A 21,113-nucleotide genomic window follows, 5' to 3' on the forward strand; every position below is an offset into this window, starting at 1 on the left:
AATATTAATGATTTATTTCAGTTCCGCAAGGCCTTCAGGCGTAGAAGCCCCGGGCGTGCATGGCCTGGCTCACGCGGTCCAGGGCCAGGATGTAGGCGCCGATGCGGGGGTTCGTCTTGAACTTGTCGGTGGTGGCGAACACGGCCTGGAAGGCGTGGGTCATGTATTCCACCAGGCGCTCGTTGACCTCCCGCTCGCGCCAGTAGAAGCCCAGGCGGTTCTGCACCCACTCGAAGTAGCTCACGGTCACGCCGCCGACGTTGGCCAGGATGTCGGGCACCACCAGGACGCCGTTGTCCAGGAGGATGGGATCGGCCTCGGGGGAGGTGGGGCCGTTGGCGCCCTCCACCACGACCTTGGCCCGCACCTTGGCGGCGTTGTCCTCGGTGATCTGGTTCTCGGTGGCCGCCGGCACCAGGATGTCCACGGCCATGGTGAGCAGGTCCTTGGCGTCCATGGGCTCGGCGCCCTTGAAGCCCACCACCGTCTTGTGCTCGGCGTGGTACTTGAGGAGGGCGTGGGTGTCGATGCCGCGGTCGTTGCGGATGGCGCCCTTGAGGTCCGATACCGCCACCATGCGCGCGCCGGCCTCGTGCAGGAGCCTTGCCGCCTGCGAGCCCACGTTGCCGAAGCCCTGCACGGCCAGCGTGGCCCCGGCCAGGGGCTTGCCCAGGCGCTGCATGGCCTCGCGGGCGGAGATGAGGATGCCGCGGCCCGTGGCCTCGGTGCGCCCGAGGCTGCCGCCCAGGGAGATCGGCTTGCCGGTCACCACGGCGTTCTCGGTCTTGCGGGTGTGCATGGTGTACGTGTCGAGGACCCAGGCCATGACCTGGCTGTTGGTGCCCATGTCGATGCCGGGCACGTCCCGGTCGGGGCCCAGCAGGTCCATGATCTCGGCGATGTAGCGCCGGGTGAGCCGCTCGAGCTCGCCGTCGCTCATCTTCGTGGGATCGCAGATGACGCCGCCCTTGCCGCCGCCGAAGGGCACGTCGACCACCGCGGTCTTCCAGGTGTTCCACGCGGCGCCGGCCTTGATCTCGTCCAGCGTGATGCGCGGGTCGTAGCGGATGCCGCCCTTGGCGGGGCCGCGCGCGACGTTGTGCTGCACGCGGTAGCCCGTGAACACCTCCCAGCCCCCGTCGTCCATGTGCACGGGGCAGCTGACGATGATCGAGCGGATGGGAGCGATGAACACCTTGAAGAGCGCCTCTTCGAGGCCGTAGAGCTCGGCCGCGACGCGCAGACGCGACTGCATGGCGTCGAATGCGCTGTGTTGATTGAGCATGGCTCACCCCTCCCGGTGTTCGGTGTTCGGAATGGAGGGATGCACTTCGGGCGGGAGCTCCAGCTCCCGGGCTTCCTTCCACAGGCCTTCAAGATTGTAGAAGCCCCGCGTGTCCTCATCCATGACGTGGACGATGATGTCGCCGTAGTCCAGGAGGATCCAGTTGCCGTTCTGCTCGCCCTCGCGGGACAGGGGGCGGGTGCCGATGGCCTTCAGCTGCTCTTCCACCGCGTCGGCGATGGCGCGGTTCTGGCGGTCGCTGGACCCGGACATGAACGCGAAGGTGTCGGTGAAGCTGGCGATCCCGGTGACGTCGAAAAGGCGGATCCGGAAGGCTTTCTTGGAGCGGGCAGCTTCCACCACACTCGCGAGCCGAGGCTCTAGGGTCATTCGTTCTCCCAAACAGACATTACGGTACTGGTTTTCCCGGCAAATGACAGCCAGAACTTGCGGCGGAATTTCGGGGGGCGCCCCCCCGCGGGCCAGCTCCCCCCGGAGCTCGGTGGAAGCCAGCTCCAGCGCGGTTCCGGGCAGCTCGACCACCTCTCCCGGAGATCCGGACCAGCGGGCCCGAAACCGGTCCCGCAGGAGGTCCGGCACGGCGGAGCCCTCGAAGCCCGGACGGGGCGACACGGCCAGGGAGGCCAGCTCCAGGATGCGCTCCGGCCGCTTCCAGCCCTGGAAGCCGGCCAGCTGGTCGCTTCCCATGACCAGGATCCAGGCGGTGCCGGGCTCCCTCCCGGCCAGGGCCTCCAGGGTGTCCACCGTGAAGCTGGGGCCGCCCCGGTCCACCTCCAGGGTCTCCACCGGGTAGGGCAGGTCGCGGAGCAGGCGCAGGCGCATGGCCCCGTCCAGGGCCGGACGGGGCTTGTGGGGGGGGATGGCGGTGGGGACCAGGCGCAGCTCGTCCAGGTCCAGGGCCGGTATTGCGAGGTCCGCGAGCTTCAGGTGTCCGGCGTGGGGAGGGTTGAAGGTGCCTCCCAGGAGCCCCACCCGCCTCATGCGCCCGAAGCCCCCAGAAGGGCCGTGCCGAGCTTGTACACCAGGGGCCGGATGCCCTCGCCGGTGACGCCGGAGATGAGGATCGGCTCCTGCCCCCGGGCCCTGCAGAGGGCCTCGAAGCGGGTGCGCCGGTCGTCGTCCTGCAGGGCGTCCAGCTTGGTGCCCACCAGCCAGCAGGGCTTGGAGGCCAGCACTGGGGAGAAGGCCTTGAGCTCGCCCTCGATGATGCGGATGGCCTCCTCGGGCTCCAGCACGGGGTCCGAGAGGTCCACCAGGTGCAGCAGCATGCGGGTGCGCTCCACGTGGCGCAGGAACTGCACGCCCAGGCCCGCGCCGCCCGCGGCGCCCTCGATGAGGCCGGGGATGTCGGCGATGACGAAGCTGTTGACCTCGTCCACCGTGACGACGCCCAGCTGGGGCTCGAGGGTGGTGAAGGGGTAGTTGGCGATCTTGGGGCGGGCCGCGGACACGCGGCTCACCAGGGTGGACTTGCCGGCGTTGGGCAGGCCCGCCAGGCCCACGTCGGCGATGAGCTTGAGCTCCAGGTCGATGTCGCGGATCTCGCCGTCCTCGCCGGGCTGGGCGTGGCGGGGGGTGCGGTTGGTGGAGCTCTTGAAGTTGTTGTTGCCCAGGCCCCCGCGGCCGCCCCGGGCCACGGTGACGACCTCCCCGTGGCTGAGCAGCTCGGCCATCATCTCACCGCTGAGGGCGTCCTTGATGACGGTGCCCAGCGGCACGTCCAGGACGATGTCGGCCCCGTCGGTGCCCGAGCAGAGCCCGCCGGCGCCGTTGCCGCCGCGCTCGGCCAGGAAGTTGCGCTGGTTGCGGTAGGGATTGAGCGTGTTGAGGGCCTTGTTGGCCCGGATGCTGATGGACCCGCCCAGACCGCCGTTGCCGCCGTCGGGGCCGCCCAGTTCGGCGAACTTCTCCCGGCGGAAGGAGGATGCCCCGGCGCCGCCGTGGCCGGCTTCCAGGTGCAGCGTCAGATGGTCAAGGAACATGGTTTTGCCTGAAAGACGATGAGCGCACAGCCCCGATTCTCAAGGCCGCGCGCTCACCGGAATGGAGCCTGGGATCAGGCCTCGACGGGGTCGATGTGGATGAAGCGGCCGTGCTGGCCCTTGTCCTGGAAGCGGACCTTGCCCTCGATCTTGGCGAAGAGGGTATGGTCGGTGCCCATGCCCACGTTGACGCCCATCTTGAAGCGGGTGCCGCGCTGGCGGACGATGATGGAGCCGGCGGTGACCAGCTGGCCCCCGAAGGCCTTCACGCCGAGGCGCTGAGCATTGGAATCGCGGCCGTTGCGGCTGGAACCTACACCTTTTTTATGTGCCATGACAAAACCTCTCTTCTCTTACCGGGCCTAAGCCTGGATGCCCTTGATGCGAACTTCCGTGTACCCCTGGCGGTGGCCCTTGGTGCGCTGGTAGGTCGTGGTGCGCTTCTTCTTGAAGATGAGAACCTTCTTGGCGCGGTCGTGGCAGATGACCTCCGCCGAGACGGTGGCGCCTTCGAGGGTGGGCTTGCCCACCTTCAGCTCGCCGTCGTTGTCCACCAGGAGGACGCGATCGAAGATCACGGCTTCCTTGAGGTCCTTTTCGAGCAGTTCCACGCGGAGGATGTCCCCCTCGGAAACCCGATACTGCTTGCCACCGGTCTGGATCACTGCGTACATGACGTCCTCGCAAAGGAGGCTTGGGCGGTGCCAGGTAAAGTCGGCACACTTGGGGAGCCCAAGACAAGGCCCAATAGAATGTCATCCATTCCCTTGAATCGCAAGGGAAAAATCACTTCATGAAGCCCCGCTTGCGCATGAGGGCGTCCGTGTTGACGTCCCGGCCGCGGAAATTCCGGAAGGCGTCGGCGGGGTCCACGGTGTTGCCCACGGACAGGACGGTGGCCTTGAGGCGGGCCGCCACGGCGGGGTCCCAGGGCCCCTTGCCCTCCAGGAAGGCCTCCCAGGCGTCGGCGGTGAGGGCGTCGGCCCAGAGGTAGGCGTAGTACCCGGCGGAATACCCGTCCGACGAGAAGATGTGGTTGAACTGGGTGGGCCGGTGGCGCATGACGATCTCCTCCGGCATGCCCAGCCTGGCCAGCTCCTCCTTCTCGAACTTCGCGGGATCGACGGGCCCGGCCCCGGCCAGGTGGAACTTCATGTCGATGACGGCCGAGGCCAGGAATTCCATGGTCTGGAAGCCCTCGTTGAACTTGGCGGCCTTCTTGATGCGGTCGACCAGCTCCTGGGGGATGGGCTTGCCGGTCCTGTAATGGACCGCGTAGGTGTTGAGGATCTCCGGGGTCAGGAAGAAGTGCTCGTTGATCTGGGAGGGGAACTCCACGAAGTCCCGGACGGTGTTGGAGCCGGCCACGCTGGGGTAGGTGGCGTTGCTCAGCATGCCGTGGAGGGCGTGGCCGAACTCGTGGAACATCGTCTGGGCGTCGTCGAAGGAGATGAGGACGGGCTCGCCGGGGGCGCCCTTGGTGAAGTTGGAGTTGTTGCTGACGATGGGGGTGATCTCTCCGTCGTAGCGCTGCTGGGTGCGGTACTCGTTCATCCAGGCGCCGGAGGACTTCCCGGCCCGGGCGAAGGGATCGAAGTACCAGAGCGCCACGTGGGCGCCCTTGGCGTCCTTGACCTCCCACACCTTCACGTCGGGATGCTGCACGGGCAGGCCCTGCACGGGGCTGAAGTACAGCCCGTAGCACTTGCCCGCGGCCCAGAACATGCCTTCGCGAAGCTTGTCGAGCTGCATGTAGGGCTGCACCTCGTTTAGGTCGAGGTCGTACTTGGCCTTGCGCAGCTTCTCCGCGTAGAAGCGGTAGTCCCAGGCGGCCAGCTTGAACGTCCCGCCCTCCTTGGCGATGATGGCCTGCATCTCGGCCACGTCGGCCTTCACCTGGGCCACGCCGGGCTTCCACACGGCCTCCATGAGGGCCACGGCCCGCTCGGGGGTCTTGGCCATGCTCAGCTCCACGGACCAGTGGGCGTGGCTCTTGTAGCCCAGGAGCCGGGCGCGCTCGTAGCGCAGCTGGAGGATGCGGGTGATGGCGGCCTTGTTGTCCCGGGCGTCGTTGTTGTCCCCGCGGTTCACGTAGGTGCGCCAGACCTTCTCGCGTAGCGCGCGGTCCTGGGCGTAGGCCAGGAAGGGCTCCATGGCCGAGCGGGTGTTGGCGACCACCCACTTGCCCTTGAGGCCCCGGGCCTCGGCGGCGCGGGCGGCGCCGGCCTTGTAGTCCGCGGAGAGCCCGGCCAGGCCGGCTTCCGAGTCGATGACGGTGAAGAGCCCGCTCTCCTCGGCCACCACGTTCTGGGCGAACCGGGTGTTGACGGTGGCCAGTTCCTGGTTGATCTCCTGGATGCGCTTCTTCTGCGCGGGGGTGAGCAGGGCGCCGGCGCGCACGAAGTTCGTGCGGCAGAGCCAGGTGAGCCGCTTCTGCTCGGGGGTGAGGGCGGCCTTGTCCAGGCCCGCGTACACCGCCTCGATGCGCTTGAAGAGACCGGCGTTCTGGGTGATCTCGTCGGCGAAGGCCGCCAGCTTGGGATTGGTCTCGGCCTCGATGCGGGGCACGTCGCCGGTCTTCAGGGTGCTGAAGTGGACGCCGGTGAGGATGTTGACCCGGTCCAGCATCCGGCTGGAGCGCTCCAGGGCCGCGATGGTGTTCTCGAAGGTGGGGGCGGCCGGATTGTCCACGATGGCCTTGATGGCCTTGCGCTGGTCGGCCATGGCCAGGTCGAAGGCGGCGGCGAAGTCCGCGGGGCGGACCTGGTCCCAGGGCGGCACGCCGCCGAAGGGGCCCGTCCAGGGGGCGGTGAGCGCTTTGAGGGTGGGGGTCATGGGCTGCTCCGGCCGAAGCGGCATGGCGGCCAGGGCCAGGATCGGCACGAGGCCCAGGGTGATGCGGTTGCGGGTGGACATGGGGCTCCTTGGCACAAGTGGGGACCCAATTCTATCCCCCCTGGCGCCCGGTGGCCCGGTCCTCAATCACAACTCCTCCAGGCCTCCAGCACCCGGAACCGCTCGCCCATGAAGGTGGGCAGGGTGAGCTGCAGGAGGTTCTCCATGCGCTTCACGCGTGCCGCCGGCTCCAGGGTCTGCCACGCCTCCTCCCAGGCCGCCAGGGGCGCGTGCTCCCGGATCCAGGCGCTGAGGCTCACGTGGGCGGACTCGCGCAGGCCCGCGCGCTCCAGGTGGAGGGCGAGGCGGGTGAAGTCCACGTCGGCGGTGAGGTCGGCCTCCCCCAGGTCCTCCCACCAGGCGCCGTCCACCTTGTGGCCCTTGTAGCGGCGCAGGTCGGAGCCCTTGTCCAGGACCCGGCTGGCGGTGTGGCCGTAGTCGATGGCGAGGAAGAGACCCGCCTCCAGGCACCCGGCCAGGTCCCGCACCAGCCCGGGCAGGTCCTCGCACCAGGGGGCGCCGTCCCCGGCCTCCAGGCCGCCTTCGGCCTGGGAGGCGAACCAGTCGACGGCTTCGCAGGGGTCCGCCGGCAGCCATGCCTGGCCCTGGGCGGTCAGGGCCTCGTAGCTCCAGCGCTCGCCGTCCCAGCGGTAGGGCTGGGCGGGCAGGGCGTCGAAGAGCTCGTTGGAGAGGATGGCGCCCCGGAAGGGTTCCAGGGGCTCCTGCTGGGCGACGATGCGGGCCCGGCCGGATTCGAGGTGGGGCGCCAGGGCGATGCGCGCGGCGGCCGCGGCGGCGGGGTTGTCGTCCCGGTGGAGGTAGCGCAGGCACGCGCCGAAGGCCCCTCGGGAGGCCTGCAGCAGGTCCCGGCCCAGCCAGCCCCGGCCGGCGCCGGGTTCCAGCACGACGAAGGGATCGGGCCGACCGAGCCGTTCCCAGGCCCGCTCCAGGCGCGTGGCCAGGGCCTCGCCCAGCAGGGGTCCCAGGTCCAGGGCCGTGTAGTAGTCTGCGCCCTCGAAGCCCCAGGGGCCCTCGGCGCGCCGGTAGTAGCCGAATTCCGGGTGGTAGAGGGCCAGGGCCATGGCCTCGGCGGCGGGCAGGGGGCCCTTGGCCAGGCGGGCCTCAACGAGGGCCTTGAGGTCGTTCACGGTTCGCTCCGGTGCAGGGGCCACCGCTCCAGGATCCAGGGAAGGACCCACTGGGTGACGAGGAGGGCCAGGGCCACGCCGCCCAGGGAGGCCAGGCCCAGGCCGCGCAGGCCCCGGTACCCGCTGAAGGCCAGGCCCCCGAAGCCGGCCAGGGTGGTGCCGGCGCACACGGCGTTGACCCGGGCCACGCGGGCCGCCGCATGGGGCTCCAGGCGGGCCCGGTGGAGGAGGTTCATGGCGGTGTCCACGCTCACGCCCAGGGCGATGGGGATGGCCACCAGGGACAGGAACGTGAGCGGCTCGCCGATCCAGCCCAGGATGCCCAGGGCCCCCACCTGGCTCGCCGCCAGGGGCACCAGGGCCAGCCCCAGGAAGCGCAGGCGCCGCCCGAAGACGGCCACCACGGCCAGCACGGCGGCCAGGGCCAGGAGGATCACCTGGCGCAGGGCGTCCCGGGCCACGGCCTTGATGGCGCGGAAGAGGGGGCGGGTGCCCACCATGCGCCCTCCGGCGGCCTCCACTTCGGCCTCGATGCGCTCCTGGGCGCCTTCGGAAAGGCGCAGGGGCAGGGTGAAGGTCGCGGCCGGGGCGGCCTCCGGCTCCCGGGGCCCCGCGTGCCATCCGAAGAGCTGGAGCGGGGCGCGCCGCACCGGGGCCTTCACGGGGGGCATGAGGGCCTGGATGCTCCGGGGCACGTTGGCGGGATTCTCCACGCTGGCGCGCAGGGCGGTAAGGCTGCCTTCCAGGGCCACCGGGTCCAGGCCCGCGGAGGCCGCCTCCTCCAGGGCCCGGCGGTACCAGGTGTCCGAACCCAGGATCCGCTTGAGCTCGGGCGACGGCACCTTCCACTCGGGCATGGGCAGGCCCTCCCTGCGCAGGGGGACGACCACGGCGTTCCACAGCTGGGGCAGGCGCGCGGGGTCGTCCAGGGGCAGCTGCACCGCCAGGGGCTGGAGGCCGGCTCCCAGGGCGTGGCTGAGGGTCTCCTGCAGGGAGAGGGCGGGGTTTCCCTGCTGGCGGAAGCGGCGCAGGTCCTCCTCCCACTTCATGGAGCCGATGCCCCAGGTGCCCAGCACCAGCAGGGCCAGGGCCAGGGCGGGCTTCCAGGGCCGGATGGGGGCGGGGCGGTCGAGGGCGTGCGGGGCGGGCGCGAAGGTCCCCGTGCCCCGGTCCAGGGCCAGGAGCAGGGCCGGCAGCACCAGGAAGCTCGCGGCCATGCAGGCCAGGAGGCCCAGGCCGGCGGTCAGGCCCAGGTCCCGGAAGCCCGGGAAGGGCGCCGCCACGCACGCCAGGAACGCCGCGGAGGTGGCAAGGCCCCCGGCGATGACGCCGGGGCCGGTGCCCAGGAGGGCGGCGCGCAGGCTCAGGGCCTTGGTGCGGCCCGTCTGGCGTTCGTCCCGGTAGCGGCTGAAGAGCAGGATGCCCACATCGTCCCCGATGCCCAGGAGCACCGCGCCGAAAGCGGCCGCCATGAGGTTGAGCCGGCCCAGGACCCAGCCCGTGAGGCCCAGGGCCCACAGCATGCCCAGCAGGAGGGGGACCACCACGAAACCGTAGCCGGCCAGGGTCCGGAAGCCGATCCAGTACACCAGTCCGATGAGCACGAAGCTCAGCAGGAGGCTCAGGAGGATCTCCCGGGTGAGGGTGTGGGACTCCCAGTAGGCGATGGCGTGGGCGCCGGTGGCCTGGAGCGGGAAGGCGCGGTCGGGGCCCGCGGCCAGCGCCCCGCGCACCTGGGCGTGGGTGGCCCGCTCCGGCAGGGGACCCCGGGCGCCCGCGCCCAGCCACCGCAGGACCCGCGCCGTGGCCCGGGCGTCGCCGCTGGGGAAGTCCAGCACCAGGGGGACCAGGACGAAGCGGCCGTCGCGGGTCTCCAGGTAGCCCGTGCGCAGCTTCACGGGGAAGGCCCTGGCGCCCTGGGTCACCCTCAGGCGGGTCTCGTCCTTTTCCGTCACGAACTGGCTGAGCTGGAGGGGGTCGAGCTGGGCCAGCTTGGCCTTGGCCGGGTCCGGAGAGGCCAGGGCCTTCGCCGTCGCCCGGAAGCGCCGCTGCAGCTCGGCGGGGTCCTTCAGGGGCGCCAGGCGGTCCCCCAGGAGCATGGGGGCCAGGGCGTAGAACTGCTCGGTGACCAGGCGCCCCACGGCGCCGTCGCCCTCGAGGAAGCTGCCCGCGGCCAGCAGGGGCGGCCAGAGGGAGGCGCCCCGGGCCTCCGGCACGGGGATGGGCGGCGAGATGCGGCCCTCGCCGCTCATGCCGTTCAGGGGGACGCTGGCGTCGGTGAGGAGGTTCTCCACCAGGTGCTCGGCCCAGGCCTGCCGGGCCTCCAGGTCCCCGGGCCCGCCTTCGGCGGCGAGCCAGAGCAGTTCCTGCTGGCCCACGCCGGCCTCGATGCTGGCGCGCACCACGGGGTTGTCCGTGGGCAGGAGGCTCATGAGGTCGAGCCTGCGCTCCACGCGCAGCGCGCCCAGGCCCAGGGCCAGGGTCAGGACGGCCAGCCCGATCCACAGGCCCGCGGGGCGGCGCAGGTGGAGGAGCAGGAGCGCGCGGAGGAGCTTCCTACCCATTCAGGGTTTCCAGCAGCCGCTCCAGGGTCGGGCGCAGCACGACCCGCTTGGCCGAGGCCAGGCGCCGGAAGAGGCTGGGATCGTCGAGGCGCAGCAGCGGGTAGGTGTCCCGGTCGCCGTTCTGGAGGGTCTCGGTCCACCGGCTGGCGGTGAGGAGGGTGGGGAGCTGCTCCCCGTAGCGGTGGTCCAGGAGCTGGGCCATGGCGCGCACCACGCGGATGTCGCCGTCCATGCGGTCGAAGTCGTCCAGCACGAGGATGGGCGCCTCAAGCAGCGGCGCCATTCGGTCGCGCTCGCTGATGAAGTCGGTGTTGGTGAAGCTGCGGGAATCGTAGTAGGTGTCGCGCAGCTCCAGCGTGAAGGCGCGCACCGAGATGAACAGGCCGCCGCCGCGGGTGCGCTCGCCGCAGGCCTTGAGGGCCGCCGCGGCCAGGGTGCTGCGCCCGGAGCCCGGAGGCCCGTCGATCCACCAGAAGTCGGAGGGGTCCCGGTCGCTGCGCGCCCAGTTGAACAGCGAGCGGTAGCCCCAGGGCTCCTGGGCCGGCCTGGGGTCGCGCCAGGTCATCTCGCCGTCGGGGCCGGCCTTGGGCCCGCACTTGTGGACGATGAGGTCGAGCTTGCTGCGCAGGTCCTCGGAGAGGGTGGCGCGGATCTCGGCGTTGTCGAGCAGCTGGTTCACCTGCGCCAGCGAGCCCACGAGCTTCTCGCGCGGGTTCTGGATCTTCCACCACTCCCAGAAGGACTCGAAGGTGGCCTCGCGGTACCGCCCGGGAATGCCGTGCACCGCGCGCTGGGCCGCGGCCGGGGCCGCGCACGTGCAGGGGCGCGCCGGCTTCATGGGATCCGGATCCAGGATCACCCGCCGCCCGTCGCAGAGGGGGCAGACTTCGGCACCTTTCACGAACGGTCTCCCTTCAGGAACTGCCCGAGGAGGACGCGCCTGCGCTCGCGGATCTTCATGAAGGCGCGCTCCTCGATCTGGCGCACCCGCTCGCGGCTGATGGGGGGCTCGAAGGACTGGCCGATGCGCTCGAGCGTCATGGGGTCCGAGCCGTCCAGGCCGAAGTGCAGGGCGATGATGCGGCGCTCCTTCTCGTTGAGCAGGCCCAGGCTGAGCCGCACCTGGTCCTGGAAGGACTCCTGGTCCAGGGTGTCCATGGCGCTGGGCTCGATGGTCTGCTCGAGGCTGTCGCCCAGGGTGAGGTCCGACTCGCCCATGCCCTGCTCGGTGCTGACGGTGGAGGTGGTCTGCTGCAGCAGCTGCAGGCGCTCCACCTCCTCCGCGGAGAAGTTGCTGTTGGCGACGATGTCGGCCACGGTGGGCGTGCGGCCCAGGTCCTGGCCCAGGCGGTGGGTGATGCGGTTGAGCTGCACCAGGTGCCCGGCCACCTTCTGGGGCAGGCGGATCTTGCTGCCGTGCTCGGCCAGCGCGTGGAAGATGGCCTGGCGCACCCACCAGGACGCGTAGGTAAGGAACTTGTTCTCGCGCTCGGGATCGAAGCGCTTGGCGGCCTCGATGAGGCCGAGGTTACCCTCGGAGATGAGGTCCAGCAGGTCGAGCCCCATGCCCTGGAACTTGCGCGCCTCCTTGACGACGAAGCGGAGGTTGCCCTCCACGAGCATGCGCAGGCCCTCGGGGTTGCGGTCGTTCTGCCACAGCCTGCCGTTGATGCGCTCCTCCTCCGCGGTCAGGAGCGGGAGATCCCTGATCGAGTCGAAGTACTTGTCGAGCGACCGCTCTTCCAGATGCCGTTGGGGCACATTCCACCTTGAAGAAGGAACAGCATAACAAAGGGATTGTCAGCTTACCTCTTGCGCAGGCCTTGGTGCGTCAGTTTGACCAGGCCTGTCGAAGAAATGCCTTCCGGACCCCTTTCGGGTTCAAGTCCGGCTGACTTCATTTTAGATTCATTTTTTTCGATAATGTTTTGCATCTCCTCCTGCATTTTTTTCATGCGGTCCCGGAGGTTCAGGACCACCTCGACGCCGGCCAGATTTACACCCAAGTCTCTGGTAAGACTAAGGATGAACTCAAGGCGTTCCAGGTCGTCCTCACTGTAGAGGCGGGTCTTGCCCTCCGTCCGGGAGGGGAGAAGGAGCCCTTCCCTTTCATATAAGCGCAGGGTCTGGGGGTGGATTTCATACCGGGCGGCCACCACGCCGATCATGTACGAGCCGCTTTTCGGATCCCGCCTCATATCACCTCCACGCGTCCGCACGGATGGATCCGTCGTTGAGTTCCGCAAGTTCCCGGAGCAGTTCCTTGGACCGCTCGTCCTCGATCTTCGGCGTCACCACCTTGATGCGGGCGAAGAGATCCCCCCGCTGGGAGGCTCCGGGGATGGGCATGCCCAGCCCCTTGAGGCGGAGGTTGGCGCCGCCCTGGGTGCCCGGCGGGATCTTGATGGTGGAGTGGCCCTCGGGGGTGGGGATCTCCACCTTGGCCCCCAGGGCGCTCTCGGAAAAACTGATGGGGAGATCCAGATAGAGGTTCGCCCCCCGGCGCTCGAAGCGCGGGTCCGCTTCCACCTGCACCTGCAGGTAGAGGTCCCCGGGGCCGCCGCCGCGCCGTCCGGCCTCGCCCTTGCCGGCCACCCGCAGCCGGGTCCCGTCCTCCACCCCCGCGGGGATGGCCACGGTCACGGACTCGTTCCGGGGGATGCGCCCCTGGCCCTTGCAGGTCTCGCAGGGGGGGGCCTTCTTCCCCGTTCCGCCGCAGGCCGGGCACTCCTCCCTCGAGCGGAAGAAGCCGCCGCCCAGCTCCTGGTAGCCCCGGCCGGAACAGGTGGGGCAGGTGCTCACCGGCGCGCCCACCTTGTCCCCGCTGCCCTGGCAGGCCGTGCAGGTCTCGGAGCGGTGCAGGTTGAGGGTGAGGCGGGTGCCGCTGAAGGCGTCCTTGAAGCCGATGCGGACGGTGTGCTGGGTGTCCTCGCCGGCCCGGGGCCCCGGCCTCCGGCGGCCCGGGGGCCGCTTGCCGAAGCCCTGGAAGAGATCCTGGAAGCTGCCGGCGAATCCGCCGTCCTCGAAGGAGAAGCCCTGGCCGCCGCCCATCTGGGGCCCCGGCCCGGCCGGGTCGCCGTAGGTGTCGTAGTTCTTCCGCTTGGCAGGATCGGACAGGACGTCGTTGGCCTCGGCGAGCTCCTTGAACCGGGCCTCCGACTCCTTGTTGCCGGGGTTGAGGTCCGGATGGAACTTGCGCGCGAGCTTCCGGTAGGCCTTCTTGATGTCCTCCTCGGAGGCGCCCTTGGGGACGCCAAGAATCTTGTAGTAGTCGGGAGTGGCCATGGCAGCAATTTACCCTGGATTTGCGCCACCCGGACTAAGGTTTTTTGCCGGATAGACGAAGGGCCGGGGTCGAAACCCCGGCCCCACGGGAATGCGTCAATTCCTAGTTCACGACTTCGGCGTCGATGACGTCGTCCTCCTTCTTCTTGGGGTCCCCGCCGGGGGCCGCCGCGCCGGGATCCTGCGGGGGCTGGGCATCCTTGTAGATGCTCTCGGCCAGCTTGTGGCTCTTGGCGTTGAGGTTCTCCAGGGCCTTGGCGATGCGGTCCTTGTCCAGGCTGGCCAGGGCCTCCTTGCCTTCGGCGATGGCGGCCTCGGCGTCCTTGCGGTCGCCCTCGGGGAGCTTCTCGCCGTTCTCCTTGATGAGCTTCTCCACCTGGTAGATGGTCTGGTCCAGGTGGTTCTTGTCCTCCAGGAGCTTCTTGCGGTCCTCGTCCTCGGCCTTGTGGGCCTCGGCGTCCTTGACCTTGGCGTCGATCTCCTCCTTGGACAGGCCCGTGGAGCCGGTGAGGGTGATGCTGGCGTCCTTGCCGGTGCCCTTGTCCTTGGCCGTCACGTGCACGATGCCGTTGGCGTCGATGTCGAAGACCACCTCGATCTGGGGCATGCCGCGGGGCGCGGGGGGCAGGCCGCCCAGGTGGAAGTTGCCCAGGAGCTTGTTGCCCTCGACGAGCGGGCGTTCGCCCTGGAACACCTCGATGTCCACGCCGGGCTGGTTGTCCACGGCGGTGGTGTAGATCTCGGACCGCTTGGTGGGAATGGTGGTGTTGCGGGGGATGATGACGCTCATCTGCCCGCCGTTGGCGTTGATGCCCAGGGAGAGCGGCGTCACGTCCAGGAGCAGCACGCCCTTCACGTCGCCGGCGAGCACGCCGCCCTGCACCGCGGCGCCCACGGCCACCACTTCGTCAGGGTTCACGCTCTTGTTGGGCTCGCGGCCGAAGATGGACTTCACCAGCTCCTGCACCTTGGGGGTGCGGGTGGAGCCGCCCACCAGGACGACCTCGTCGATCTCGTGGTGGCTGAGCTTGGCGTCCTTCACCGCGTTCTCGCAGGGGACGCGAAGCTGCTTGAGGATCGGCTCGAGCATGGCCTCGAAGCGGCTGCGGGTGAGGGTCTGGCTGATGTGCTTGGGACCGCTGGCGTCCGCCGTGATGTAGGGCAGGCTGATGTCGGTCTGGGTGGTGGTGGAGAGCTCGCACTTGGCCTTTTCGGCGGCCTCCTTCAGGCGCTGCAGGGATTCCGCCTGCTTGCGCAGGTCGATGCCCTCGGCCTTCTGGAACTCCTCGATGAGCCAGTCGATGATCAGCTGGTCCACGTTGTCGCCGCCCAGGTGGGTGTCGCCGTTGGTGGACTTCACCTCGACCACGCCCTCGGACACCTCCAGGATCGAGATGTCGAAGGTGCCGCCGCCGAAGTCGAACACCGCGATGGTCCCGTCCTTCTTCTTGTCCAGGCCGTAGGCCAGGGCCGCGGCGGTGGGCTCGTTGATGATGCGCATCACCTCCAGGCCCGCGATGGCCCCGGCGTCCTTGGTGGCCTGGCGCTGGGCGTCGTTGAAGTAGGCCGGGACCGTGATGACGGCCTGGGTCACCTTCTCGCCCAGGTAGGCCTCGGCGCTCTCCTTCATCTTGGTGAGCACCATGGCGCTGATTTCTTCAGGGGTGTAGTGCTTGCCCATGATGTTGACGTTGCAGCCGCCCTTCTCGCCGCGCTCGACCAGGTAGGGCACCAGGTGCTGTTCCTTGGAGGAATCGGCGAAGGGGAGCCCCATGAACCGCTTGATGGAGGAGACCGTGTTCTTGGGCTGGGCCACGGCCTGCCGCTTGGCGGCCGCGCCGACCAGGCGCTCGCTGGTCTTGGGGTTGAAGCCCACCACGCTGGGGGTGGTGTCCGAGCCTTCCGCGTTGGGAATGACCTTTGGCTGGCCACCCTCCATGACTGCGACGCAGCTGTTGGTGGTGCCGAGGTCGATGCCGATGATCTTTCCCATACCTGCCTCCTGGGGGGTGCCGGACGGTTCCGTCACCATTCCGCACTTCCCAGTCTACGCATGGAAATCCAGGTGTCAACCGGATCTTCCAAAACTGACTAAAATTTTTTAATGCCGACGCAAGCAGGATTGCGTGGAGGGCCGGGTGGTAGACTGGGGCCATGCTCGTGCGCCCCTGCCCCCAATGCCGCAAACCCGTCCCCTGGGAGACGACCCCCACCCGGCCCTTCTGCTCCGAACGCTGTCGCACCCGGGACCTGGGAGCGTGGGGCTCCGAGGCCTACCGGGTGCCGGTGGATCCCGCCCTGGAGGACGGGGAGGGCTGGTCCGAGGAGACGCCTACTTCGTAGCGAGCAGCCGGATCAGCAGTTCGAGGATCTGGAGGAGGAGAGTGACCCATTCCATGGGAGCGCCTTTCTTTTGGAAGGATGGCTGAAAAGGGGACGGAGAGGCCCGGCAGGCCCCTTCAAAGGTAATTATTTATATACTTGTAGCCGTTCCGGCCGGATTCGACCCCGCAAGGATGGTTGCCCCCGGCCAAAGCGCAAGGTCCAACCCTTCAATTCCTTGTGACAAACTGGAACCCCATGCGCTTCGACGCCCTGACCCTTCTCCCCGAGTTCTTCGATCTGGCCCTCACGGGGGTCACGGGCCGGGCCTTCCGGGACCTGGGGCACGTGCTGGCCACCCACTCCTACCGCCCCTTCGCGGGCAACGCCTTCGGCCACGTGGACGCCCCGCCCTTCGGGGGCGGGCCGGGCATGGTGCTCCGGCCCGACGTGGTCCGGGACGCCCTGGCCTCGCTGCCCCGGGAACCCCGGCGCCGGGTCATCCACTTCAGCCCCGCCGCCCCGCCCCTGGACCAGGCCAAGGTCCTGGAACTGGCCGCCCTGGACCAGGTCGTGCTGGTCTGCACGCGCTTCGAGGGCCTGGACCAGCGGGCCGTGGACCTCTACATCGACGAGGAGATGAGCGTCGGGGAGGCCGTGCTCTCCGGGGGCGAGCTCCCGGCCCTCTTCCTCATCGACGCGGTGTGCCGCTGGCTCCCCGGGGTCCTGGGCAACAGCGCCTCGGCCGACGCCGACAGCTTCGCCGGGGGCCTGCTGGACCACACCCACTACACCCGCCCCGCGGAGTTCGAGGGCCTCCCGGTCCCCGCCGTGCTCCAGGGCGGCAACCACGAGGCCATCCGCCTCCACCGCCTCCGGGAGGCCATGGCCCGCACGAAGCGCCTGCGCCCGGACCTGTGGGAGGCCTTCCGGGCCCGCATCCCGGCCCTGCCCCGGGCGGACCAATGGTGCGCCTGGCAGGCCGAGCACCCCGAGGACTGGGACCGGCCCCGGCCCAAAGGCTGGAAAAGCGCTGGAAATCCGGGCTCATTCCGGTAAACTGATCAGCCCGAGTGTGGGATTCGTGCGCCATGTCCGGCCGTTCTGGCCCTGGGACCGCTGGCCTCAACAGGAGAAGTCATGACCAACATTATGGACCGCCTCGAAGCTGGCATGCTTCGTTCCGACCTCCCCAAGATCGCCCCCGGCGACACCGTCAAGGTGCACGTGAAGGTGAAGGAAGGCGAGAAGGAACGCATCCAGATCTACCAGGGCGTGGTGATCAGCATCAAGGGCGGCGGCATGCGCACCTCCTTCACCGTCCGGAAGATCTCGGCCGGCATCGGGGTCGAGCGGGTCTTCCCCCTCCACAGCCCCTCGATCGACAAGCTGGAAGTGCTCCGCAGCGGCAAGGTCCGCCGCGCCAAGCTCTACTTCCTGCGCGACAAGCTCGGCAAGGCCGGCCGCCTCAAGGAGCGCCGCCGGGAGCTCGTCACCGAGTAGACCGCGCCCAGCGCGACGAAAACGCCCGGCACACCATGCCGGGCGTTTTTTTCTGCCCATGTGGATCCGTGCGAAGGATCGTGATTCTTTTCGTCACCCTTCGCTCGCTTGCCTTATCATATGAATGGTTTGGCACGGTACATGGCCCCCCGGGAATCGAGCGCTAGGCAAGCCCTTCTCGGGAGCACGTATGATCCGCCCCACCTTTATCCGAAGGTCCGTGATCTCCATGGCGGCCGCTTTCCTGCTGGCGTGCGGCGGCGGCAGCCACCCCACCCTGGCCCCGCCCAAGGATCCCCCCGCGACGCCCGCCGAGGCCCGGCGCTTCCTCACCCAGGCCACCTTCGGTCCCTCGGACGCGGACGTGGCCCTGCTGACCACCCTGGGCTACGCCGGCTGGGTGGACCACCAGCTGGCCCAGCCGGCCACCGATACCTTCGTGGCCCACATGGACGCCCGCCAGGCCCAGTTCGACGCCTACAACTCGGGCAGGACCACCGGGCTCCTCAGTCTCGGTCCCAACCAGTTCTATGAGCATTTCTACGGGCAGGCGGTCAACGCCGGGGACCCCCTGCGGCACCGGGTGGCCTTCGCACTGAGCCAGATCATGGTGGTGTCCATGCAGGACGCCAAGGTCGCCGGCCATCCCCGCAGCGCGGCCTCCTACTACGACACGCTCCGGGCCGGCGCCTTCGGCAGCTTCCGCAGGCTCCTGGAGGACGTCACCCTCCATCCGGCCATGGGGTTCTACCTCTCCTCCTTCAACAACCGACAGGAGGACCTCACCCGCGGGCGCCTGCCGGACGAGAACTTCGCCCGGGAGGTCATGCAGCTCTTCACCATCGGCCTCTACCAGCTCAACGCCGACGGCACCCTGAAGACCGACGCCCAGGGCGCCCCCATCCCCACCTACAGCCATGACGACGTGGCGGGCCTGGCCAAGGCGTTCACGGGCTGGGGCTGGTACGCCGCCAATCCCACCAGCACCACCTTCTGGAAGATGGAGGGCCCCGCCAGCGAGACCACGGCCATGGGCCTCTACCCCGCCTACCACTCCGTGAGCGCCAAGAGCTTCCTGGGCACCACCATCGCCGCCTCCTCCACGCCGGACCCCGCGGGGGATCTCAAGGTGGCCCTGGACACCCTCGCCGGCCACCCCAACGTCGGGCCCTTCCTCGCCACGCGGCTCATCCAGCAGCTGGTGACCAGCAACCCCTCCCCGGCCTACGTGGGCCGGGTGGCCGCGGCGTTCAACGACAACGGCAAGGGGGTGCGCGGGGACCTGAAGGCGGTGGTGCGGGCCCTCCTGCTGGACCCCGAGGCCCGCACGGCCTCCTCCGACCCGGGCTACGGGAAGCTGAAGGAGCCCGTGCTGCGGCTCACGGCCTGGATGAGGGCCTTCGGCGCCTCCTCCCAGTCCGGCACCTGGCTCATGCCCGGACTGGACTCCAGCTCCACCAGCCTCGGCCAGTCGCCGCTCAATGCGCCGTCCGTCTTCAACTTCTGGCGCCCCGGCTTCGTGCCCCCCCACGGCGAGCTGGGAGCCGCGGGGCTGCTGGCCCCGGAGTTCCAGACCGTGGACGAGGTCTCGGTGGCGGGCTACCTGAACTTCCTCCTGAACCTCGTCTCCAACGGCATCGGCGGCGGCACCGGCACCCTGCCCCCCACCACCGGCGCCGACATCACCGCGGCCTACGCCGCGGAACTCCCGCTGGCGGAAACCCCCTCGGCCCTGGTGGCGCGGGTGGCCGACGTCCTCACCTGCTCGGCCATGTCGGCCACGCTGCGCGACCAGATCACCGCGGCCGTCGCGGCCCGCAAGCTGCCCACCACGGGCGTCCAGGCCGACCTGGACAAGGCCCGTCTGGACCGGGTGAAGATCGCCGTGTTCCTGACCCTCGCCTCCCCCGAATTCCTGCACCAGCGCTGAGCGGAGCAACCATGCCCTCATCCCGTCGCGACTTCCTCCGCCTTTCCGCGGCCCTGGGCCTGGGTCCTGCCCTGCACCCCTTCGGCCTGCGCCTGGCCTCCCTGGGCGCCCTGGCCGCGCCCACGGACTACAAGGCCCTGGTGTGCATCTTCCTGCTGGGCGGCAACGACTCCGCCAACATGGTCATGGCCACCGACGCCGATTCCTGGGGCCGCTACCAGGCCTCCCGGAACGTGGGCGGCGCGTCCTCCATCGCCCTGGCCGAGCCGGGCGCCCCGGCCGTGGCGGGGGCCCTGGGGTCCCAGGGGGCCTCGGCCCTGGGCGGCGTGCTGCCCATCGTGCCCCGCACCGACAACGGGTGGCCCGCGGGCACCACCGGCACCGGGGTGCGCACCTTCGCCCTCCACCCGCTCATGACCAACGTCCAGGGCCTCTTCGCCCAGGGCAAGGCCGCCGTGGTGGCCAACCTGGGCACCCTGGTCCAGCCCGTCACCCGCGCCCAGTACAAGGCCGGCACCGCCACCCTGCCCAGGAGCCTCTACTCCCACAACGACCAGCAGTCCACGTGGCAGACCGGAGCGGGGGAGGGGGCCCGCCTGGGCTGGGGCGGCCTCCTGGCCGACACGTTCGCCTCCGCCAACGCCAATGGGGTGTTCACCGCCATATCGGTGTCGGGGAACGCCGTGTTGCTCTCCGGGCGCACCACCCTCGCCTACCAGTCCTCCGCCTCGGGTCCCATCGCCATCAGCGGCACCCGGCAGGGCAGCCTCTTCGGAAGCTCCGCCGCCCCCGGCACCCTCCAGTCGATCATCACGTCCCCCACGCCGTCGATCCCATCCCACTTCCAGGCCGACCACGCCGCGGTGGTGAGCCGCTCGGCAACGGCCCAGCAGCAGCTGGCCAACGCCCTCCTGGCGATCACCGCCGCCCCCGCTCCCCCCAGGGTCACCGACCCCCGCACGGGAGCCAGCGTCGTCAATCCCGTGGCCACCGGCCTCCAGACCATCGCCAACCTCATCGCCGCCGGGCAGGTGCTGGGCATGAAGCGCCAGGTGTTCTTCCTGGGCGTGGGCGGCCACGACACCCACATGGACGAGAATGCGAGCCACCCCAGGCTCATGCTCAACCTGGACGCGGGGCTGGGCTACTTCATGCAGAGCCTGGCCTCCCTCAACGGCGCCGACCTCAGCGGCAGCGTGACGGCCTTCACCATGTCCGACTTCGGGCGCACCTTCACCAGCAACGGCTCGGGCACCGACCACGGCTGGGGCGCCCACCACCTGGTGGTGGGCGGCGCCGTCAAGGGCGGCGACCTCTACGGGCGCTTCCCCACCGTGGGCCCCGACCTGGGCGCCTTCGTGAACCCCGATTCCCCCTTCAGCGGCGTCTGGATCCCCACCACCGCCGTGGACCAGTACGCCGCCACCCTCGGATCCTGGCTGGGCGTGGGCGCCTCCGACCTCGCCGCGATCTTCCCGAACCTCGCGAACTTCGGGACGGGGGGGAACCCTCTCCTGGGATTCCTCTAAACCTCCGGGGCCGCCGATCCGTAGGCATTGGAAAGCCACGGAGATTCCATGCGGCATGTTCTTCGAACCCTCGTCCTCCTCCTCTGCGCCGCCAGCGTCGCGCCCGTCTTCGCCGACGAGCCCGAGGCCAAGCCGGATCGCCACCGCTGGCACTGGCATTCCCGCGACCGGTCGGAATTCGCCTGGCAGGTGCAGGCGAACCTCCCCGCCAAGGAGCTGGGGACGGCCCTGGACCACACCACCGGCCTGGGCCTGGGCGTGCAGTGGAACCGCTACTTCAAGGACGGCCTCTCCCGGCGCACGCGGCTGGAGTGGAACGTCTTCCCCGAGGGCGGCCCCGCCGGGACCCCGGCCCTGAAGACCAAGGCGAGCAACTACGTCCTTTCCTTCGACCACCTCTACCATTTCTCCGGCAGTTTCAAGGGGCCCTACGTCCTGGCCGGCCTGGGCGGGGTGCGGTGGTTCTTCGATCGCACGCCCGCGGCCGGTGCCCGGGTGTCCTCCCACACCACCAAGCTGGCGGTGACCGCGGGCGCCGGCTACCGTTTCAACCGGGCCCTGTCGGCGGAAGCGCGCTACCTTGTGAGTTCCGTGGACCGCACCTACGATGGGAACGTCCTCCAGGGCAGCGTCGGGATGAAATTCTAGG

At 69.5% G+C, this 21,113-nt stretch carries 19 protein-coding genes; 6 read left to right on the forward strand and 13 right to left on the reverse strand.

Translation table 11 applies throughout. The features are described from left to right. Positions 1-34: 34 nt before the first annotated feature. From RAH40_RS13650 to dnaK, 13 genes are all read right to left on the reverse strand, one after another. A complete protein-coding gene (locus tag RAH40_RS13650; RefSeq protein ID WP_306598100.1) occupies positions 35-1,285 on the reverse strand; it encodes a Glu/Leu/Phe/Val dehydrogenase in 1,251 nt (416 codons plus the stop codon). A gap of 3 nt (positions 1,286-1,288) precedes the next feature. Further along, complete coding sequence (rsfS, locus tag RAH40_RS13655) at positions 1,289-2,287, reverse strand: ribosome silencing factor (RefSeq protein WP_306598101.1); 999 nt, start codon at positions 2,285-2,287, stop codon at positions 1,289-1,291. After that, positions 2,284-3,288: a GTPase ObgE gene (obgE, locus tag RAH40_RS13660; protein ID WP_306598102.1), complete on the reverse strand. Its 1,005-nt coding sequence runs from the start codon at positions 3,286-3,288 to the stop codon at positions 2,284-2,286. The genes rsfS and obgE overlap by 4 nt, the downstream gene beginning before the upstream one ends. 74 nt (positions 3,289-3,362) lie before the next feature. After that, a complete protein-coding gene (gene rpmA, locus RAH40_RS13665) occupies positions 3,363-3,623 on the reverse strand; it encodes a 50S ribosomal protein L27 (RefSeq protein WP_306598103.1) in 261 nt (86 codons plus the stop codon). Between the two features lie 27 nt (positions 3,624-3,650). Next, positions 3,651-3,962 carry a 50S ribosomal protein L21 gene (gene rplU / locus RAH40_RS13670; RefSeq protein ID WP_306598104.1) on the reverse strand — a complete coding sequence of 104 codons (312 nt, stop codon included), beginning with the start codon at positions 3,960-3,962 and terminating at the stop codon, positions 3,651-3,653. A 112-nt stretch (positions 3,963-4,074) separates the two neighbouring features. Beyond that, on the reverse strand, positions 4,075-6,204 hold the full coding sequence (locus RAH40_RS13675; protein ID WP_306598105.1) for a M3 family metallopeptidase: 2,130 nt from the start codon (positions 6,202-6,204) through the stop codon (positions 4,075-4,077). Between the two features lie 62 nt (positions 6,205-6,266). Further along, entirely contained in the window at positions 6,267-7,331 is a 1,065-nt protein-coding gene (locus RAH40_RS13680) for an SAM-dependent methyltransferase (RefSeq protein WP_306598106.1), read from the reverse strand. Continuing rightward, entirely contained in the window at positions 7,328-9,895 is a 2,568-nt protein-coding gene (locus tag RAH40_RS13685; RefSeq protein WP_306598107.1) for an MMPL family transporter, read from the reverse strand. Before RAH40_RS13685 ends, RAH40_RS13680 begins: the two co-directional genes overlap by 4 nt. Next, complete coding sequence (locus tag RAH40_RS13690) at positions 9,888-10,796, reverse strand: AAA family ATPase (protein WP_306598108.1); 909 nt, start codon at positions 10,794-10,796, stop codon at positions 9,888-9,890. The genes RAH40_RS13685 and RAH40_RS13690 overlap by 8 nt, the downstream gene beginning before the upstream one ends. Further along, positions 10,793-11,656 carry an RNA polymerase sigma factor RpoD/SigA gene (locus tag RAH40_RS13695; protein WP_306598109.1) on the reverse strand — a complete coding sequence of 288 codons (864 nt, stop codon included), beginning with the start codon at positions 11,654-11,656 and terminating at the stop codon, positions 10,793-10,795. Before RAH40_RS13695 ends, RAH40_RS13690 begins: the two co-directional genes overlap by 4 nt. Positions 11,657-11,700: 44 nt before the next feature. Then, entirely contained in the window at positions 11,701-12,093 is a 393-nt protein-coding gene (locus tag RAH40_RS13700; protein WP_306598110.1) for a helix-turn-helix transcriptional regulator, read from the reverse strand. 1 nt (position 12,094) lies between these two features. Then, positions 12,095-13,180: a molecular chaperone DnaJ gene (gene dnaJ / locus RAH40_RS13705; protein ID WP_306598111.1), complete on the reverse strand. Its 1,086-nt coding sequence runs from the start codon at positions 13,178-13,180 to the stop codon at positions 12,095-12,097. A 103-nt stretch (positions 13,181-13,283) separates the two neighbouring features. Beyond that, a complete protein-coding gene (gene dnaK, locus RAH40_RS13710; RefSeq protein WP_306598112.1) occupies positions 13,284-15,173 on the reverse strand; it encodes a molecular chaperone DnaK in 1,890 nt (629 codons plus the stop codon). Between the two features lie 161 nt (positions 15,174-15,334). Between dnaK and RAH40_RS13715 the strand changes: the two genes are divergently transcribed. The 6 genes from RAH40_RS13715 (at position 15,335) to RAH40_RS13740 (ending at position 21,112) form a co-directional block, all read left to right on the forward strand. Beyond that, positions 15,335-15,523, forward strand: a complete 189-nt coding sequence (locus tag RAH40_RS13715; RefSeq protein ID WP_306598113.1) for a DNA gyrase inhibitor YacG — start codon at positions 15,335-15,337, stop codon at positions 15,521-15,523. A 237-nt stretch (positions 15,524-15,760) separates the two neighbouring features. Beyond that, the gene (gene trmD / locus RAH40_RS13720; protein WP_306598114.1) at positions 15,761-16,561 is read left to right on the forward strand and encodes a tRNA (guanosine(37)-N1)-methyltransferase TrmD; all 801 of its coding nucleotides are present in this window, start codon (positions 15,761-15,763) and stop codon (positions 16,559-16,561) included. A gap of 81 nt (positions 16,562-16,642) precedes the next feature. Continuing rightward, the gene (gene rplS / locus RAH40_RS13725; RefSeq protein ID WP_306598115.1) at positions 16,643-17,005 is read left to right on the forward strand and encodes a 50S ribosomal protein L19; all 363 of its coding nucleotides are present in this window, start codon (positions 16,643-16,645) and stop codon (positions 17,003-17,005) included. Between the two features lie 229 nt (positions 17,006-17,234). Next, positions 17,235-18,935, forward strand: coding sequence for a DUF1800 family protein (locus tag RAH40_RS13730; protein ID WP_306598116.1), 1,701 nt, complete (start codon positions 17,235-17,237; stop codon positions 18,933-18,935). 11 nt (positions 18,936-18,946) lie between these two features. Beyond that, entirely contained in the window at positions 18,947-20,464 is a 1,518-nt protein-coding gene (locus RAH40_RS13735; RefSeq protein ID WP_306598117.1) for a DUF1501 domain-containing protein, read from the forward strand. Positions 20,465-20,512: 48 nt separating this feature from the next. Next, positions 20,513-21,112, forward strand: coding sequence for an outer membrane protein (locus tag RAH40_RS13740; protein WP_306598118.1), 600 nt, complete (start codon positions 20,513-20,515; stop codon positions 21,110-21,112). Position 21,113 lies beyond the last annotated feature (1 nt).

The organism is Geothrix sp. 21YS21S-2 (assembly GCF_030846775.1).
Classification (GTDB): Bacteria; Acidobacteriota; Holophagae; order Holophagales; family Holophagaceae; genus Mesoterricola.

What these genes read in the sequence shown, in the direction of transcription:
- RAH40_RS13650 (WP_306598100.1), bottom strand. Translation starts at nt 1,285, where the DNA reads ATGCTCAATCAACACAGCGCATTCGACGCCATGCAGTCGCGTCTGCGC.
- rsfS (WP_306598101.1), bottom strand. Translation starts at nt 2,287, where the DNA reads ATGAGGCGGGTGGGGCTCCTGGGAGGCACCTTCAACCCTCCCCACGCC.
- obgE (WP_306598102.1), bottom strand. Translation starts at nt 3,288, where the DNA reads ATGTTCCTTGACCATCTGACGCTGCACCTGGAAGCCGGCCACGGCGGC.
- rpmA (WP_306598103.1), bottom strand. Translation starts at nt 3,623, where the DNA reads ATGGCACATAAAAAAGGTGTAGGTTCCAGCCGCAACGGCCGCGATTCC.
- rplU (WP_306598104.1), bottom strand. Translation starts at nt 3,962, where the DNA reads ATGTACGCAGTGATCCAGACCGGTGGCAAGCAGTATCGGGTTTCCGAG.
- RAH40_RS13675 (WP_306598105.1), bottom strand. Translation starts at nt 6,204, where the DNA reads ATGTCCACCCGCAACCGCATCACCCTGGGCCTCGTGCCGATCCTGGCC.
- RAH40_RS13685 (WP_306598107.1), bottom strand. Translation starts at nt 9,895, where the DNA reads ATGGGTAGGAAGCTCCTCCGCGCGCTCCTGCTCCTCCACCTGCGCCGC.
- RAH40_RS13700 (WP_306598110.1), bottom strand. Translation starts at nt 12,093, where the DNA reads ATGAGGCGGGATCCGAAAAGCGGCTCGTACATGATCGGCGTGGTGGCC.
- dnaJ (WP_306598111.1), bottom strand. Translation starts at nt 13,180, where the DNA reads ATGGCCACTCCCGACTACTACAAGATTCTTGGCGTCCCCAAGGGCGCC.
- dnaK (WP_306598112.1), bottom strand. Translation starts at nt 15,173, where the DNA reads ATGGGAAAGATCATCGGCATCGACCTCGGCACCACCAACAGCTGCGTC.
- RAH40_RS13715 (WP_306598113.1), top strand. Translation starts at nt 15,335, where the DNA reads ATGCTCGTGCGCCCCTGCCCCCAATGCCGCAAACCCGTCCCCTGGGAG.
- trmD (WP_306598114.1), top strand. Translation starts at nt 15,761, where the DNA reads ATGCGCTTCGACGCCCTGACCCTTCTCCCCGAGTTCTTCGATCTGGCC.
- rplS (WP_306598115.1), top strand. Translation starts at nt 16,643, where the DNA reads ATGACCAACATTATGGACCGCCTCGAAGCTGGCATGCTTCGTTCCGAC.
- RAH40_RS13730 (WP_306598116.1), top strand. Translation starts at nt 17,235, where the DNA reads ATGGCGGCCGCTTTCCTGCTGGCGTGCGGCGGCGGCAGCCACCCCACC.
- RAH40_RS13735 (WP_306598117.1), top strand. Translation starts at nt 18,947, where the DNA reads ATGCCCTCATCCCGTCGCGACTTCCTCCGCCTTTCCGCGGCCCTGGGC.
- RAH40_RS13740 (WP_306598118.1), top strand. Translation starts at nt 20,513, where the DNA reads ATGCGGCATGTTCTTCGAACCCTCGTCCTCCTCCTCTGCGCCGCCAGC.